The sequence below is a fragment of the Mesorhizobium sp. C277A genome (assembly GCF_040324395.1).
GTDB lineage: Bacteria > Pseudomonadota > Alphaproteobacteria > Rhizobiales > Rhizobiaceae > Mesorhizobium.
In genome coordinates, this window is the sequence record NZ_JAMYVW010000002.1 from 1,031,894 (window position 1) to 1,045,996 (window position 14,103).

12 protein-coding genes are annotated in these 14,103 nt (G+C 64.5%); 5 read left to right on the plus strand and 7 right to left on the minus strand.

Annotated elements, in window-relative coordinates; genetic code table 11:
* Positions 1 to 9: 9 nt before the first annotated feature.
* Positions 10 to 627: a TetR/AcrR family transcriptional regulator gene (locus NKK52_RS05100; protein WP_033000518.1), complete on the plus strand. Its 618-nt coding sequence runs from the start codon at positions 10 to 12 to the stop codon at positions 625 to 627.
* 9 nt (positions 628 to 636) lie between these two features.
* On the opposite strand, the gene NKK52_RS05105 is transcribed toward NKK52_RS05100, so the two are convergent.
* Positions 637 to 2,733: an alpha/beta fold hydrolase gene (locus NKK52_RS05105; RefSeq protein ID WP_023705137.1), complete on the minus strand. Its 2,097-nt coding sequence runs from the start codon at positions 2,731 to 2,733 to the stop codon at positions 637 to 639.
* A gap of 134 nt (positions 2,734 to 2,867) precedes the next feature.
* Between NKK52_RS05105 and NKK52_RS05110 the strand changes: the two genes are divergently transcribed.
* Positions 2,868 to 3,230, plus strand: coding sequence for a hypothetical protein (locus NKK52_RS05110; protein WP_023685480.1), 363 nt, complete (start codon positions 2,868 to 2,870; stop codon positions 3,228 to 3,230).
* A gap of 24 nt (positions 3,231 to 3,254) precedes the next feature.
* Here NKK52_RS05110 and NKK52_RS05115 read toward each other — a convergent pair whose 3' ends face one another.
* The 3 genes from NKK52_RS05115 to NKK52_RS05125 all read right to left on the minus strand — a co-directional run bounded on the left by NKK52_RS05115 (position 3,255) and on the right by NKK52_RS05125 (position 7,607).
* Positions 3,255 to 3,563: a hypothetical protein gene (locus tag NKK52_RS05115; RefSeq protein WP_023685481.1), complete on the minus strand. Its 309-nt coding sequence runs from the start codon at positions 3,561 to 3,563 to the stop codon at positions 3,255 to 3,257.
* Between the two features lie 14 nt (positions 3,564 to 3,577).
* Positions 3,578 to 6,127, minus strand: coding sequence for a caspase family protein (locus NKK52_RS05120; protein WP_023685482.1), 2,550 nt, complete (start codon positions 6,125 to 6,127; stop codon positions 3,578 to 3,580).
* A 244-nt stretch (positions 6,128 to 6,371) separates the two neighbouring features.
* Positions 6,372 to 7,607: an ROK family protein gene (locus NKK52_RS05125; RefSeq protein WP_023685483.1), complete on the minus strand. Its 1,236-nt coding sequence runs from the start codon at positions 7,605 to 7,607 to the stop codon at positions 6,372 to 6,374.
* Positions 7,608 to 7,773: 166 nt separating this feature from the next.
* Here NKK52_RS05125 and NKK52_RS05130 point away from each other — a divergent pair, with 166 nt between their 5' ends.
* The 3 genes from NKK52_RS05130 to NKK52_RS05140 all read left to right on the plus strand — a co-directional run bounded on the left by NKK52_RS05130 (position 7,774) and on the right by NKK52_RS05140 (position 11,668).
* On the plus strand, positions 7,774 to 8,430 hold the full coding sequence (locus NKK52_RS05130; protein ID WP_023715137.1) for an SGNH/GDSL hydrolase family protein: 657 nt from the start codon (positions 7,774 to 7,776) through the stop codon (positions 8,428 to 8,430).
* A gap of 158 nt (positions 8,431 to 8,588) precedes the next feature.
* Positions 8,589 to 9,734, plus strand: coding sequence for a sugar ABC transporter substrate-binding protein (locus NKK52_RS05135; protein ID WP_032886623.1), 1,146 nt, complete (start codon positions 8,589 to 8,591; stop codon positions 9,732 to 9,734).
* Between the two features lie 71 nt (positions 9,735 to 9,805).
* Positions 9,806 to 11,668 (plus strand): ATP-binding cassette domain-containing protein, encoded by a 1,863-nt coding sequence (locus tag NKK52_RS05140; RefSeq protein WP_352580046.1) that lies wholly within the window; start codon positions 9,806 to 9,808, stop codon positions 11,666 to 11,668.
* A gap of 18 nt (positions 11,669 to 11,686) precedes the next feature.
* On the opposite strand, the gene NKK52_RS05145 is transcribed toward NKK52_RS05140, so the two are convergent.
* From NKK52_RS05145 to NKK52_RS05155, 3 genes are all read right to left on the minus strand, one after another.
* Positions 11,687 to 12,691, minus strand: a complete 1,005-nt coding sequence (locus NKK52_RS05145) for a zinc-dependent alcohol dehydrogenase family protein (RefSeq protein WP_023693809.1) — start codon at positions 12,689 to 12,691, stop codon at positions 11,687 to 11,689.
* A gap of 48 nt (positions 12,692 to 12,739) precedes the next feature.
* On the minus strand, positions 12,740 to 13,012 hold the full coding sequence (locus NKK52_RS05150) for a hypothetical protein (protein WP_023685488.1): 273 nt from the start codon (positions 13,010 to 13,012) through the stop codon (positions 12,740 to 12,742).
* An 86-nt stretch (positions 13,013 to 13,098) separates the two neighbouring features.
* The gene (locus NKK52_RS05155) at positions 13,099 to 13,851 is read right to left on the minus strand and encodes a DUF899 domain-containing protein (RefSeq protein ID WP_023685489.1); all 753 of its coding nucleotides are present in this window, start codon (positions 13,849 to 13,851) and stop codon (positions 13,099 to 13,101) included.
* Between the last annotated feature and the right edge of the window lie 252 nt (positions 13,852 to 14,103).

A 14,103-nucleotide genomic window follows, 5' to 3' on the forward strand; every position in this document is an offset into this window, starting at 1 on the left:
GAGAAAAAATTGACCGAGCAGTCGCAAGCAATTGCCGACGAGAAGCGCGAAGCCGCAGCGCCAAGGCCGCTGCGCGCCGATGCGCAGCGCAACCGCGACCGGCTGGTCGAGGTTGCGGCAGCGGCCTTTGCCGAGCACGGTGTCGATGCCTCGCTGGAGGAGATCGCGCGCCAGGCCGGCGTCGGCATCGGCACGCTCTACCGGCATTTCCCAACCCGCGAGCATCTGGTCGAAGTGGTCTACCGGCGTGAAGTCGAGGCGCTCTGTGCGGCGGCCGATGACCTCGCCAGCCACCATTCGGCCGACATGGCGCTGGAACAGTGGATGCAGCGCTTCGTCGACTACATCGCCACCAAGCGCGGCCTGGCGGCCAGCCTGCGCATCCTGTTCAACACGAATTCCGCCGTGTTCTCCGACATGTCGGGCCGGGTGTCGCTGGCCTTGCGGCAACTGGTCGAGGCGGCGGTGGCCGAAGGCTCGATCCGCAGCGACGTCGATGCCTCCGATGTGCTGCACGCACTCGGCGGCATCTACTCGGCCCCCGACACCAAGGACTGGCGCGACCGCTCGCGCCGGCTGGTCGAGCTGCTGATGGACGGGCTGCGGTTCGGGGCAGGGAAGAGGTGACCTAGCGGCTCAAGCCGAACCATCGACCGCATAGAACGGAAACGCGCCGGGCAGCCCGCTTGCCGCCATTTCGCCACGCTTCTCGAACCGCAGGCCGGAGCCGACCACGAGATCGCGCACCGTCCTTGATGCGATGATTTCGCCCGGCCGCGCATGGTCAAGCAGACGCGATGACAGTTCGATCGCCGCGCCTGAAAATTGATGGCCCCGCTGCTCGCACTCGCCGATATGCACCGCCGAGCGGACCTCGACACCGGATTGCCGCAAGCGATCGCGGATGGCGATCGCGCACTGGATCGACCGCGTTGGCCGCTGGAACACCGCGAGCACCTTGCCGTCCGATCGCCTGATCTCTCTGCCTTCGGCCGCGAGGAGTTCGCCACGGAGCGCTTCGGCGTGCCGCTCGGCCGGGTCGATGCCGAAAGGCGAGCCCGTCATATCGAGGGACAGCACCGACACAAGCAGCCGTTCGCCTGGGGCCGCCGGCAAGGCGCCGGTGACGAAAGCCTGGATCTCGTCGACGATCCGATCGGAATTCTCGCCCCAGATGACGTGGTCGCGGCCGGCGAACTCAATGTATCGGGCGCCCTCGATGTGCGTCGCCAGGTAACGTCCTTCTTCCCGCTTCACCCAGCCGTCGCCAGTCGTCTGCATGATCAGTGTCGGAACATGGACAGCAGGCAGAATGTCGCGAACATCGATTTCGGCTCCCCAGCGCCACAGGGCGATCGCGTCGGCGGGCGAGGCAGAATTCCTGAGATAGGCGGCGAACCATTCTGTCTCGAACGTGTCGCTCATCAGACTGGGCGCCGCGTTGCTCATATCCGCCGCCGCTCCCCATTCTTTCTCGACGATCGCCAGATCCTCTTCCACCTGCTCGCTTGTCTTCGCCCACGGATAGTCTTGTGACCACCTGCCGCGGGCGTAGGCCCCATTGAGCACGAGTGCCGCTGTGCGCTCGGGATAGGTCGCCGCGAACAGCATGCACATCGGGCCGCCCTCGGAGCTGCCGAAAAGCACCGTGCGCTTTGAGCCAACCGCATCCAGCACTGCCCGCACATCTTCCATCCGCTCTTCCAGGGTCGGCAGACCGACATTGCGGTCCGAGAGCCCGGTGCCGCGCTTGTCCATGCGGATTAGGCGCGAGAAAGTGCCGAGCCGCCGGTGCACATGCGAAAGCCGCGGCGAGCCCCAGGCGTGGTCGAGGTTGGAGACCCATCCCGGCACATGGATCAGGTCGACCGGACCGTCGCCGGTCACCTGATACGCGATGTTGATCCCGGCCGATTTGACATAGTGGGTCGGGGGGGCTGCGAGTTCGTGGCTGAAGCCGGTAGCGTCATCCGCATCAGTCGTGGGTGGCCGTGCCGGCGCCATTGTGCGGCGTGTGCGCAGCGTCTCGAACAATTGCCGCGTCTCCGGCTCCGGCTGCAGCTTGAGATCGCGTAGAAGCGCGGTGCGGCAGTGCTCATATTGCTTCAGCGCGAGATTGGTCCTGCCTTGCGCCGCATAGGCGCGCATCAGGGCACGGTGGACATCCTCCCTCAACGGGTCCATGGCCAGCAGGCGCGCCGCCGCGCGCACGCATGCGGCAGGATCGTTCGTCGCTGCATAATGGGCGACGAGCCTGTCGAGCGCCGCGACGGCCAGTGCCCGCAGCCGCTCGCGTTCGATCCTCAGCCAGTCCTCGAATGGCTCCTCCTTCAGGCCGAAGCCGTCGAGCAGGTCGCCGCGGTAGACATTGAGCGCCAGTTCGAGGTCTTCGGGTGCCGGGCTGGCGACCAGCGCCTCGAACCGCGCGACGTCGAAATCAAGGCCGTCGAGATGCAGAGCGACGCTGTTGCCATCGGTGAGGAAGCGGCCGCCGCCGCACGTCTGCATGGCCTTCCTGACAGACGATACCGCTTGCCGCAGGCTCATTCGCGCCTGCGCCTCGCTGTTGATGCCCCAGAGCAGGGTCGCCAGCTTCTCGCGCGACTGCGAATGCCCCGACTGCAGCGCGAGATAGGCGACCATCGCACGCGCCTTGCGGCTGATGGCTGGAACCGTGGCCCCGACGCCGGCAAAGTCGAAACCACCCAGCAGGTGAAGATAAGGTCCGGTCATCGGATCCGCCACGGTCACAGCGCGACGACGATCCGCTCAAGCTCACTCCATTTCAACACTTATTCCGCCGCCGAGGCGCTTTTCACGATTCCATCACGCAGGTTCCCACGCGTTGCTCACGGCGCTTGAGGAGATTGTTCGCACTGGATCTCTTTTCGCAGGAGGATACCGTGCATCACCCTGGCCCGACCGAGTGGCCCATCTGGCATGACGACCCCGGGCGCGACCGGCAGGAGCTTGGCGCACCATCGCGTCACGATATTGCGCTGGCCCGCTATCTCGAAACACAACAGGCCCATCGGGCATTGGCGGCTCGCAGACTCGATCCGGCGGCGGTCGTGGCCTCTGCACTGGCAGCGTTCGTCCGCTGCCTTTTCCGTGCAGCGCTGCGCCGAATTGTCCGCTGGCCAACCGATGCCGCGACAGGGATGGACGATTTCGGCTTGACGTTGTCCAAGGCTCATGCGGATCTTAGCAAGACCCTTTGGGGCCGCTGAGTGCAGCGCCCTTGGTCGACGATCTCATCCCCAACCGCCACCGCCGCCGCCAGCCCCACCGCCGCCTCCGCTGCCGCCGAGAGAAGGAATCACGGGCGGCTTTTGCGGGATCTCCTCGGCCGGCTTCACCACTTTGCCGGTGGTCGCCTTCTTGTATCTGACCACCTTTGGCTGAGGTGCTACGCGAACCACCTTGCGATGTTTCACCGGCGGTGCCGGCTCAAACATCGGCGACACCGAGGTGCAGCCCATGAGCCCGGCCAGAACGCCGGATAGAATTATCCCGATGAATGCCTGCCCGATGAATGTCTGCTTGAATGCCTTGCCCACCATGGCCTCCTTATTGTTCAGAACAAATCCCGACGCGGATTGGCTTCTTCCCAGACCCCCCGGGCCGCATTGACCAGTTGCGTGTCCAGCGAACCGGACGCGGGAATCTTCGACTTGAGCTCTCGACGCAGGGCGTCCAAAGCTGCCGTTTTCGGCTTGGTGCCGAACTGCGCCAGGCCCTTTTTGGCGTCCGGCAGCTCCTTGCGCAGATCGAGCGCGACGGCGAATGCCAGGAAGCGCACCGCGACAGCCTGATCGGCCTTGTCGCCTTTCGCCATTTCAAGCGCCGCGCGATCATAGGCGCTCGACGGATCGCCGCGCGTGGTCGCCAGTTCGAACAGCCTTTGCGCTTCCGCCGGGTCCTGGCGCACACCGGCGCCGTCCCTGTACATGCGGGCGAGGCTGCCCGGAGCGTAGGGCTGGCCAAGATCGGTGGCCTGCTGGAACAACGCCTGCGCCGTCTTCGGATCCTTGTCGATGCCCTGGCCGGCCAGGTAATTGCGGCCGAGCAGGTTCATCGAATACATGTCCTGGCGCTGCACCCCCGCTTGCAGGAAGGCGACGGCGCGGGCCGGATCGGCAGGCACGCCGTTGCGGCCCTCGGTGAAGATGGCGGCAAGATCGTTCATGGCATAGGTGTGCCCCATGGCCGCCGCCTTGAGCAGCAGGTCGAGGCCCTTGGCCGTATCGCGGTTGACGCCATAGCCATTGAACAGCGCGCGTCCCCACGAGGTCATGCCGTAAGGATCGCCCTTGTCTGCGGCAGCCTTGTAGAGAGCGTTGGCCTGGGTGCGGTCTATGGTCGTTCCGGTTCCGGTTGCGTTGAGATAGCCGAGTTCGAAGACGGCGCGCACATGGCCTTTCTTGGCGGCGTCCTCGATGGCTGTCCTGGCCTCTCTAACCTGGCCTGCCGCAAGCAGGGCGCGGCCGAGCTCGTAGTGGAAGCGGGCGACGTCTGGATAGGTTTTCACGGCCGCCTCGCAGGCTGCCACCGCACCGGCGCCGATCTCGTTCGGCAGCAGGCCGGGCACCACCCCTTGCAGGTCGAGAGGCTCGCCGGCGGCGGTATCGCAGGCATCGACCGTCGGCGACAGCTTCATTGTCGCGGGCTTAGCCGAGCTGCTGTCGGCCCGGATTTCGAAGCCGACCTCGACCGGCGCGCCGGCGCCGATCTGCGGCTCGTAACGGAGATGGTCGACTTCACCGGCCAGAAGGCTGGATTGCGGCGACAAGGTTCGATCAGGCAATGACAGCGTTCCCGTTGCCGGATACCCCGAGACCTTCAGGCTGACCGCCGGATCGTCGGTGGGGAAATCCAGATTGAGCGCGACCGGGCCGACGCCGACGGGAATATCAAGCTTGCGGTTCTCGATTGCTTCGGCGGCGCCGGTGATGTGGATGCCGCGCTCCAGCACCTGCTGTTTCTGCTCGGCCTCGAGCGAAGCCATGATCTGCTGGCCGGCAGCGCCTTCGCCGCTCTTGACGCGGAATACGAGTATGCCCTGGCTCCCGCCGCCCCAAATGTCATGCGTGGCGTAGGCCAGCATATCCACCTCGTCCTGCGTGGCGGCTCCTTTGGGGATATCCATCTGCAGGCGCGGCAGGTCCTTGCCGGCAATCGGTTCGCCCACCGCGACGTCTTTGCCGTCCAGCACCAGACGGCCCATTGCCGGCGGCCGTTCGATGCTGATGCTGATGGCGCCGCCATCGACATCGACCGGCTCCGGCAGGCCGAGAGCGACAGGCCCGACCCCCGACAGCACCACCTTCTCCAGCACTGGCGGCAGCGAAGGCCGATTGTTGCGGCGCACCAGCACCACGTCGTCGATCAGCGAGGAATTTTCCCATGGCACCTGCATGCCGTTGGTGGCCTGCACGACATCGCGGCGCACCGCCGACATGACCGTTCGGATCTCCTGGTTCGGCGCCAGCGCGCGCCGCGAAAACGCCGATGAAAACGGGCTCAGGTCGCCGCTGCCGTCATAGGCGACCGCACCTGGTTCGGTGGCGAAGGCAATCAGCGTGTTGAGCGAGCTTCGCACCTGCGCCAGCCCATTATTGCCGGCGGTGACAAGCTGGTCGCGCAGCCAGTAATTGTTGCGCGGGAAGGGGTTGTTGCGGCAGGCATCGAGGATGATCACCTGGATCTTCGACTTCGAGCGCAGCTGCTCCAGCACGTCGTTGAGCTTGATGGCTTGGACCTCGATGTCGGCCGCCTTCTTCAACGAGGCGTCGACGGGTATCAGGAAATTCTCGCCGCCGATCTGAAAGCCGTGCCCGGAATAGTAGACGACGGCGAGATCGGCGCCGTCGGCGGCGGCAAGATAGTCCCGGAACTGGCCTTCGAACTGCTGCTTGGTGAGGTTCTCGGCGACGAAAACCTCGAAGCCGGCCAGCCGGAACGTGGCCGATACGTCCTGGGCATCCTTGGCCGGGTTCTTCAGCGCCGGGATGTCGCGATAATCGGAATTGCCGATGATGAGCGCGACCCTTCGATCGGCGCAGGCCTCAAAGCTTGTGAGGCCGGCAAGGATGAAGGCCGCGATGAATCCGCAAAGTCGGAGCATGACAAAACTCCTGGTCGCGGCCTGACGCCGACGAGAACACCGCTTGCGGCATCAAGGTCCGTTGAGAGTATGCAACCTGCCACAGCATAAAGTGAAAGGCCCGTCACCGCCAGACCATGGCAGGCGATTTCTTTCGGCGTCGACCGACCGCAGAGTGCAAGTAGCACGCGCTTCACGAGCAGGTATGTGACAAGTCTCACAGTTCGCTGTTTTGGGGGAATGCCTGGTGCCGGCGGCTGCGCGCCTATTCCTTGAAGAGCAATTCCTTGTCGTTCGAATATTTCACCAGCAGCGGAATGCTGGCGCCGCCGATAACGGGGCCGAGATGGCCAAACGTCCCCTCGATGACAGAGAACGGCTCGGGACGATCGACAAGGATACGTGCCAGTTTTCTGCGCATGGCCTTGGCGATCTCCTTGCGCACGCCATTGGGTATGGCGCCATCGATCACCACATTGTCGATGTCGAGCAAGGCAACGGCACTGCGGGCGGCATAGGCAAGCCCGTCCGAAACCTCATCGATCCACGCGGTGACCGGCTCTCCAAGGTCGCCCCAATCGTCGGGCGACGACCAGATGCGGCCGGCGTCCTTCTCCCCATTGTCCTGGTCGTTGAGCTTGCCGGCCAGCGAATGCAGCGAAGCGACGCGCAGCAGAGGCGTCATCCGGTCGCCCCTGCGCCCCGGCGCGGGCACCGGCATGTCGCCTAGCGCCCCGGCCAGCTTGTTGCGGCCGGGGAACAAGTGATGATCGAGCACCAGGCCGCCGCCGATGAAGTGCCCGACATAGGCATAGAGAAAGTCGGCGCGCGATCCGCCGGCGCCAAACATCAGTTCGGCCGCGGCCGACACCGTGGCGTCGTTGTAGAGGAACACCGGCCAGTCGAACGCCCGGTCCAGTTCGGCGCGAATGTCGATTTCCCTCCAGGCATCCAGCCTGCTCGCCGGCACCGCGCCCTCTTCGCTCAGGTTCCACTGATGGAATGGCGAGGCGATGCCAAGACCCGCGATGCGGTCTTGCTCTATCGATCTGTGCTTGCGGCACATGCGCGCGATGGCGCCCTTGGCGAATTTCATCACCTCGACGGGCGTCGGATAGTCGAACAGTGTGCGTTCGAACGACATCACGTCGCCGACGAAATTGACCAGGGCGACATCGGCGCTGCGATGGTCGACCTTGAGGCCGAAGGCGTACGCGGCTTTCGGGTTCAACGCATAGGGAACCGAGGGTTGCCCCAGCCGTCCGCGCAAAGGCTCCAGGCGCAGCAGCAGCTTGTTGTCGGCGGCGCGGTTGACGATGGTGGTGATGGTTTGCGCGGCCAGCCCGGTCAGCCGCGTCAAATCGGTCTTAGCCAGCTGCCCGTGCCGGCGGATGAGCGAGACGATCAGGCGTTCGTTGTAGATGCGGCTCTCGGCCTGCGTGGTTCCGCCGCTGCGGCCCTCGGCGATCTTTTCGAGACTGAAGAAGCTGGTTCCGGTCACGCTTTCCCCTGCGCAAGGAGTTTGGCCGCAAGGCGAGCCGATCAAAGCGCTGACGTAGCAATGCGGGCCTGGCAAGGCAACACTTAAATCCACCCGATGGAAAAATGTAGTTGACGCCGGCCGGCCTGCTGTCGTTCAAAGTATGCAGGCCTGGAGGAGCAATGCCGTGACGCAGACCCGGACCATCATGTGCTTTGGCGATTCCAATACCTATGGCGCCATTCCCACCCTGGCCCGGGTCGGACGGCACCGCTTCACGCCCGACCGGCGCTGGCCGGGCATCATGCGCCGCCAGCTCGGCAGCGGATGGGATGTGATCGAAGAAGGGCAGGGCGGGCGCACCACCGTGCACGACGATCCGATCGAAGGTCTCCACAAGAACGGGCTCAAATCGCTCCCGGTGTGCCTGGAAACGCATATGCCGCTCGACCTCGTCATCCTTATGCTCGGCACCAACGATCTCAAGCATAGGTTCTCGGTAACGCCGAATGATGTCGCTGATTCTATTGAGATCTTGGCCAGAATTGTGCTGCGCAGCGAAGCTGGCCCCGCAGGCGTGGCGCCCGCGGTCCTGATTGTTGCGCCGCCGCCGATGCTGGAGGTCGACTGGTTCGGCCAGATGTTCCTGGGCGGCGCTTCAAAGTCGATGCACTTTGCCGGCTTGTTCCGTGATGCCGCCCGGCGCGCCGGCGCCGCGTTCTTCAACGCCGGCGATGTCGTCGAGTCGAGCGCGGTAGACGGCATTCACCTCGACAGCGACGCGCATCGCGTGCTCGGCACGGAATTGGCCAAAGTCGTCCAGTCGCTGATCGGCAAGGCGTGATCGCGTGGGCGAGTCACCCGACTATCTCTGATTAATTAATTCCACTGGAAAAAGTTTTGACTTGCGAGCGGGAAGGTGGGTATCTGGGGAGACTGGGAAGAGTAGCGACCGCGAGGCTTGCGATGCGCGGCAACAATCAACGACAGGGAGGAAGTGAAATGCGATCTGACAGGAACATGATGCTGGCGACGCTGCTCGGCGTTGCCGGTGTGCTCGCGGGCGGTACCATTCTGGCAGGCGCGCAGGACGGCCCGGCCGGGCTCACCAAGCCGGCGGTATTTGCGCCGTTCGATCCGAAGGCGCCGGCCTGCAGCCCACCGCCCGGCCTGAACAAGGTGCTGGCCTTCGCGCAGGATAACGAGCGTGAATTCATGCAGGGCGTCGACCGCGGCCTGGCCGCCGCCGCCAAGGATCGCGGGCTGGGATATCGCCGCGCGCTTGCCAACAATGACGCCGCCAAGGGGGTCGAGCAGGTGCAATTGTTTCTCGCCTCCAAGATCGGCGGTCTGGTGGCGGCGCCTGTGGACCCGGCCTCCATGAGCCGCAGCCTGCAGGAGCTTATCTGGTCGGGCGCCTATGTCGGCACCATCGTGCCGCCGCCAGCCACGTCGCTGCTCAATGCGCCGCAATACGAGACCGGCAAGGTGCTGGCCGAAGCGGCCGCAGCCTACATAAAGGACAAGCTCGGCGGCAAGGCCAATGTCGTCATCCTGTCCCATGACAGCATGGAATTCCTGGCGCCGCGCTTTGCCGCCATGCGCGACATCTTCAAGGCCATGCCTGATGTCACCATCGTCGCCGACATCTCACCCAATCCCGTCAACAAGGAAGGCGGCTTTGCCACGATGAGCACCATTCTCCAGGCCCATCCCGACGTCGATGTCGTGCTCGGCGCCGACACGGTCGTGCTCGGCGCGCTGGCTGCCCTGGAAGCGGCGGGCAAGGCGCGGCCGGACCAGTTCCTTGGCGGCATCGACGGCGAACCGGAGGCAGTCGCCGCGATCAAGAAAGGCGGCGGTCCCTACAAGGCAAGCATCAGCCTGGCGTCGCCGGTCTTCGCTTATGCCATGGGCCAGCACGCGGCCGACTGGCTGGAGGGCAAGAGCATCCCGCAGGCGATGGATATCCTGCCCGTGGCGCTGACCAGCGACTACATGGCCCAGTACGAGGCCGATGTCGCCGACCCGGCCGCGGTCTACAAGGACCCGAAGCGCCGCGATATCTATCTCAGGATGTACGGCAACATCTGCTACGATACGCGCGACCAGTATGTGAATTTCCCCTGGTCATCCGAGGCAAAGTAGCGCCTGTTTTTCCCGCGCGATACGGGCGGTTCAGCCTGACCTGAAACCGCCCGCTTCAGTGAGAGGCAAGCATGAGCACAGACAGCCTTCGAACGGGGACGACACCGCTGCAAACGGGCCGGTTTTCATCCTTGCTGCCGGGCGTCAAGGCGCCGGGCGAAGCGTCTGGCCGCATCGGGCTGGCGCTGGTCGCGCTCGGCTTGATCGTCGCCTTCTCGCTGTTGAACAAATCGTTCTTCAGCCTCGACAATTTCGTCGTCATTGGCGTCAACTCGACCTCGATCCTGATCGCCGTGCTCGGCACCTCCGCGCTGCTGATCGCCGGCTATGTCGACCTCTCCATCGGCAGCATGGTCGCCCTGATCGGCATCATCACTGCCAAGGTCGCGGTGGCGACGCAGAGCGCGCTGCTGGCAATCTGCGTCGGCCTGGGTCTGGGCCTTTTGCTCGGTCTGCTCAACGGTCTGCTGGTGCGCAGGCTGAGCATCTCGCCGTTGATCGTCACGCTGGCGATGCTGGCGCTCTATGGCGGCCTTGCCTTCGTCGTCTCCAGCACCGCGGTCTATGGTTTTCCCGAGGCTCTGCTCGAATTGGGGCGGGGCAAGATCTTCGGCATCCAGTACACCGTGATCATCGCCGCGCTGGTCTTTGTCGCCGGAGCCTTTGTCCTGACCAGCACGGTCACCGGCTTGAGGCTCTACGCCATAGGCGGCGATCCGCGCGCAGCCGAACTCTGCGGCATTCCGGTGGGGCGCACGGTGGTCGGCCTCTACGCCTCCAATGGCTTGCTGATCGGTCTGGTATCGGTGCTGATCGCCGGCCGCCTCGGCAGCATCACGCCGACCATCGGCGTTCGCTTCGAGCTCGACGTGCTCACCGCCGCCATCCTAGGCGGCGTCGCTTTTTCCGGCGGCTCCGGCCGGCCGCTCGGCATCGCCATCGGCGTTGCCACCATCGGCATCCTCAATGCAGGACTGATCTTCGTCGGCCTGCAATCATGGTGGCAATCCATTTCGGTGGGAAGCATGCTGTTGCTGGCGTTGGTGGCCGACCAGGCTGCGATCGGTTTTCGCGGCCGGCGCGCTCGGGCCGCCGCGACCAACTTCGCGGTGGCGGACGATGGTGCCGTCGCCTCGGCCGGCCCTGCCGTGACGGAGGGCAATGGAGAAGCCCCGCAAGGTCCGGCATTCTCGATTGCCGACGCCCGCAAATCCTACGGCGCGCTGACGGCATTGGAAGAGGCGAGTTTCACGGTCGGCAAAGGCGAGATCGTCTGTCTGCTCGGCGACAATGGCGCCGGCAAGTCGACGCTGGTGAAGATTATTTCGGGCGCCATCCGGCCCGATGCCGGCGCGATGACCCTCGAGGGCCAGCCGATTTCCTTCAGGAGCCCGCAGGATGCACGCGGCGCCGGCCTGGAGACCGTCTATCAGGATTTGGCGCTCTGCCCGAACCTCAGCGTCGCCCACAATATGATCCTCGGGCGTGAGGAAACGCGGCGTTGGCTCGGTGTCTTCCCGGTTCGCGACGACCGAAAGGCCGCCGAGCAGTGTCGTGCCCGGCTTGCCGCGCTGGGCGTCACGCTTCGCGACGAAAACGTTCTGGTGCGCTCGCTGTCGGGCGGCCAGCGGCAGTCCATCGCCATTGCCCGCGCGCTTGCCGATCACGTCAAGCTTATCTGCCTCGACGAGCCCACCGCCGCGCTCGGCGTCAAGCAGACCGCGCAGGTCGTCAAGCTGATCCGTTCGATCGCCGCCAGCGGCACCGGCGTCATCCTGGTCACGCACGACCTGTCGACGGTCAGGGCGCTGGCCGACAGGATCGTCGTGCTCAGCCTCGGCAGGGTGGCTTACGACGGCTCGGCCAAACAGCTGACCGCCGATCAGCTCTGGGGCCTGATGGCAAGCGGGACGCTGGCGCCGGCCGCTGGGTAGGAATGCCGATCGCAGGATCTAAAGCTCGAGGCAGACCTTGCCGAAATGCCTTTGCGCTTCGTAGTGCCTGAAGGCGGCGGCGATATCCTGCAGTGGAAAGCTGCTGTCGATGACAGGCTTCAGGCGGTTGACCTCTATCGCACGGATCATGTCCTGCTGGTCGGCTTTGCTGCCGATGGAAATTCCGCTGATGCGGATCTGGTTTGAAAACAGCGCCGGGATTGAAACTTCTGCTGCAAAGCCGGTCAGGACGCCGATGAGTGCGATATGCCCGCCTGTCCGGCAGGCCGCTATCGACTGCGCCAGCGTCGCCGGTCCGCCGACCTCGATCACATGATCGACGCCGCGTCCGTCCGTCAGTTCCCTGGCCCTGCCGCCCCACTCCGGCACCGCCTTGTAGTTGATGACGCTGTCGGCCCCGAGTCGTCTGAGCTTCTCCAGCTTCTCTTCATCGGACGACGTGGCGATGACCCTTGCGCCGGCGGCCTTGGCAAATTGCAGCGCAAACAATGACACGCTGCCGGTGCCAAGGATCAGCACCGTGTCGCCGGGCTTTACCTTGCCGCATGTCACCAGGCCGCGCCAGGCGGTGACGCCCGTGCAGGTCAGCGTTGCCGCCTCGAGATGCGTATAGCCCGCCGGCGCCGTGGTGAAGGCCTGCGCCGGCATGCACACATACTCGCTGGCGAAGCCGTCGAAACTGTCTCCGGGAATGTCGCGGCTTGTATCGGATCTCATGTCGCTGGCCAGCCACCAGGGGTAGAAAACACTGACGACGCTGTCGCCCGGCTTGAACGTGTCGACGCCGTCACCGATGGCGATCACCTCGCCGGCGCCATCCGACAGCGGCACGCGGCCGTCGGCGAGCGGCACCTTGCCCTGTACGGCGAAATCGTCGCGCATGTTCAGCGCGCAGGCGCGAATCCTGACCAGCATTTCTCCCGGCCCAGGCCGGGGCTGATCCTCCTCGACTAGGTCTAGCTTGTCCAACCCGCCCGGCGCTCTCAGCCTGACCAGCTTCATAGTCTCTCTCCGACGTAAAGAGCGTTAGCATGGCGGCGGCGGTCCAGCCTATCGCCGGACCGGCCGGCCGGAAATCACGCGCAGCCAAGGCGCCAGATGGACGGCGCTCATCAAGAGATACATCAGCGGCATGCCGGTGAGCGGGGAGGCATCGGCCCCCAGGCACGACATGACGCCGTCGCCAGCGTGAATGCAGGTAAGCAGCGCCATCACGGCGAAAACAGGGGCCGCGGCGAGGCACAGCCAGTCGGCGGTGCGGAGAGAAACTGCATCGGAGCGTTGAGGGACCTCACTGCCGGTGCCTGTGCCGATATCGCTCATGGTCGTAATCCCTTGATGATCAATGCCCGGGTTTCCTGTCCCGTGAGGCACAGGAAACCAAGCTGGATGGGCGCCGCTCCAGGTCCTTACTTGCCGTCCTTGTTGCGGAACGCGGCTTCGCCGGCCGCCGACACTTCCTCCCACGTCTTGTCGGGTGCGGCGTCGTAATTGTCGTGCCAGTTCCACCAGCTGTAGAGCTCGGTCTGCGGATAGCCTTCGGGCGAATCCTCCCAGATTTCCTGGCGGCCGAGCGGCGTTGCGTCGAGGTAGCTCCAGACCGTGCCCATCTGCTCGTCGCCGCGGTTGTTGATGAAGTAGGTGCGATAGACTTTCTTGCCGTCCTGGATGAACACGTTGTGGCCGTGCCATTCGTCGACGCCGAAATCCTTGTCGAAACTGTCGGTGATTGTGTACCAGGGCATCTCCCAACCCATCCGCTGCTTCAAGCTGGCAATGTCGGCCTGCGGCGCGCGGGAGGCATAGGCAAGCGTGGTGTTGCGGGCGTTGAGATGGGCGAGATGGCCGACCTGGTCGGCGCCGAGCGAACAGCCGCGGCAGGCATGTTCGGGCCAGCCGTGGACGCCGGGTTCGTAGAAGGCGCGGTAGACGATCAACTGGCGCCGGCCCTCGAACAAATCGAGCAGGCTCGCTTTGCCGTTGGGACCTTCAAACACATAGGGCTTGTCTACTTCCATCCATGGCATGCGCCGGCGCTCGGCCGACAGCGCGTCCCTGGCGCGCATCGTTGCCTTTTCCTTCACCAGCATCTTTTCGCGCTCGGCTTCCCATTCCTGCCTTGAAACGACCGGTGGGGTCTTCATTGCCACGTGCTTGGTCATTGCTTGTTTCCTTTGCCAGTTGTTGAGCCGTTGTGGCTTGTCGTTGCCTGTTGATCGTGAGGCAGGCTAGGGCCGCGAGGCGGCGAGGGCGGAGTTACAAATGTGACGGCATTTGCAGGCGGGCCACCGCAGCAGGGGTGGCGAGGCCGCACGGTGGGCTCGAAGTCCTCGGAAGCAGGCATGGTCGGTTTTTCCTTATTGAGAAGCTTAACACGACTGTCTGAGATGCTCAGGCTAGCGAATGCGAATATT

Bases quoted from the DNA above. Each gene is read 5' to 3' on its own strand.
- NKK52_RS05115 (WP_023685481.1), bottom strand. From the start codon at position 3,563: ATGGTGGGCAAGGCATTCAAGCAGACATTCATCGGGCAGGCATTCATC.
- NKK52_RS05120 (WP_023685482.1), bottom strand. From the start codon at position 6,127: ATGCTCCGACTTTGCGGATTCATCGCGGCCTTCATCCTTGCCGGCCTC.
- NKK52_RS05135 (WP_032886623.1), top strand. From the start codon at position 8,589: ATGCGATCTGACAGGAACATGATGCTGGCGACGCTGCTCGGCGTTGCC.
- NKK52_RS05145 (WP_023693809.1), bottom strand. From the start codon at position 12,691: ATGAAGCTGGTCAGGCTGAGAGCGCCGGGCGGGTTGGACAAGCTAGAC.
- NKK52_RS05155 (WP_023685489.1), bottom strand. From the start codon at position 13,851: ATGACCAAGCACGTGGCAATGAAGACCCCACCGGTCGTTTCAAGGCAG.
- NKK52_RS05105 (WP_023705137.1), bottom strand. From the start codon at position 2,733: ATGACCGGACCTTATCTTCACCTGCTGGGTGGTTTCGACTTTGCCGGC.
- NKK52_RS05150 (WP_023685488.1), bottom strand. From the start codon at position 13,012: ATGAGCGATATCGGCACAGGCACCGGCAGTGAGGTCCCTCAACGCTCC.
- NKK52_RS05140 (WP_352580046.1), top strand. From the start codon at position 9,806: ATGAGCACAGACAGCCTTCGAACGGGGACGACACCGCTGCAAACGGGC.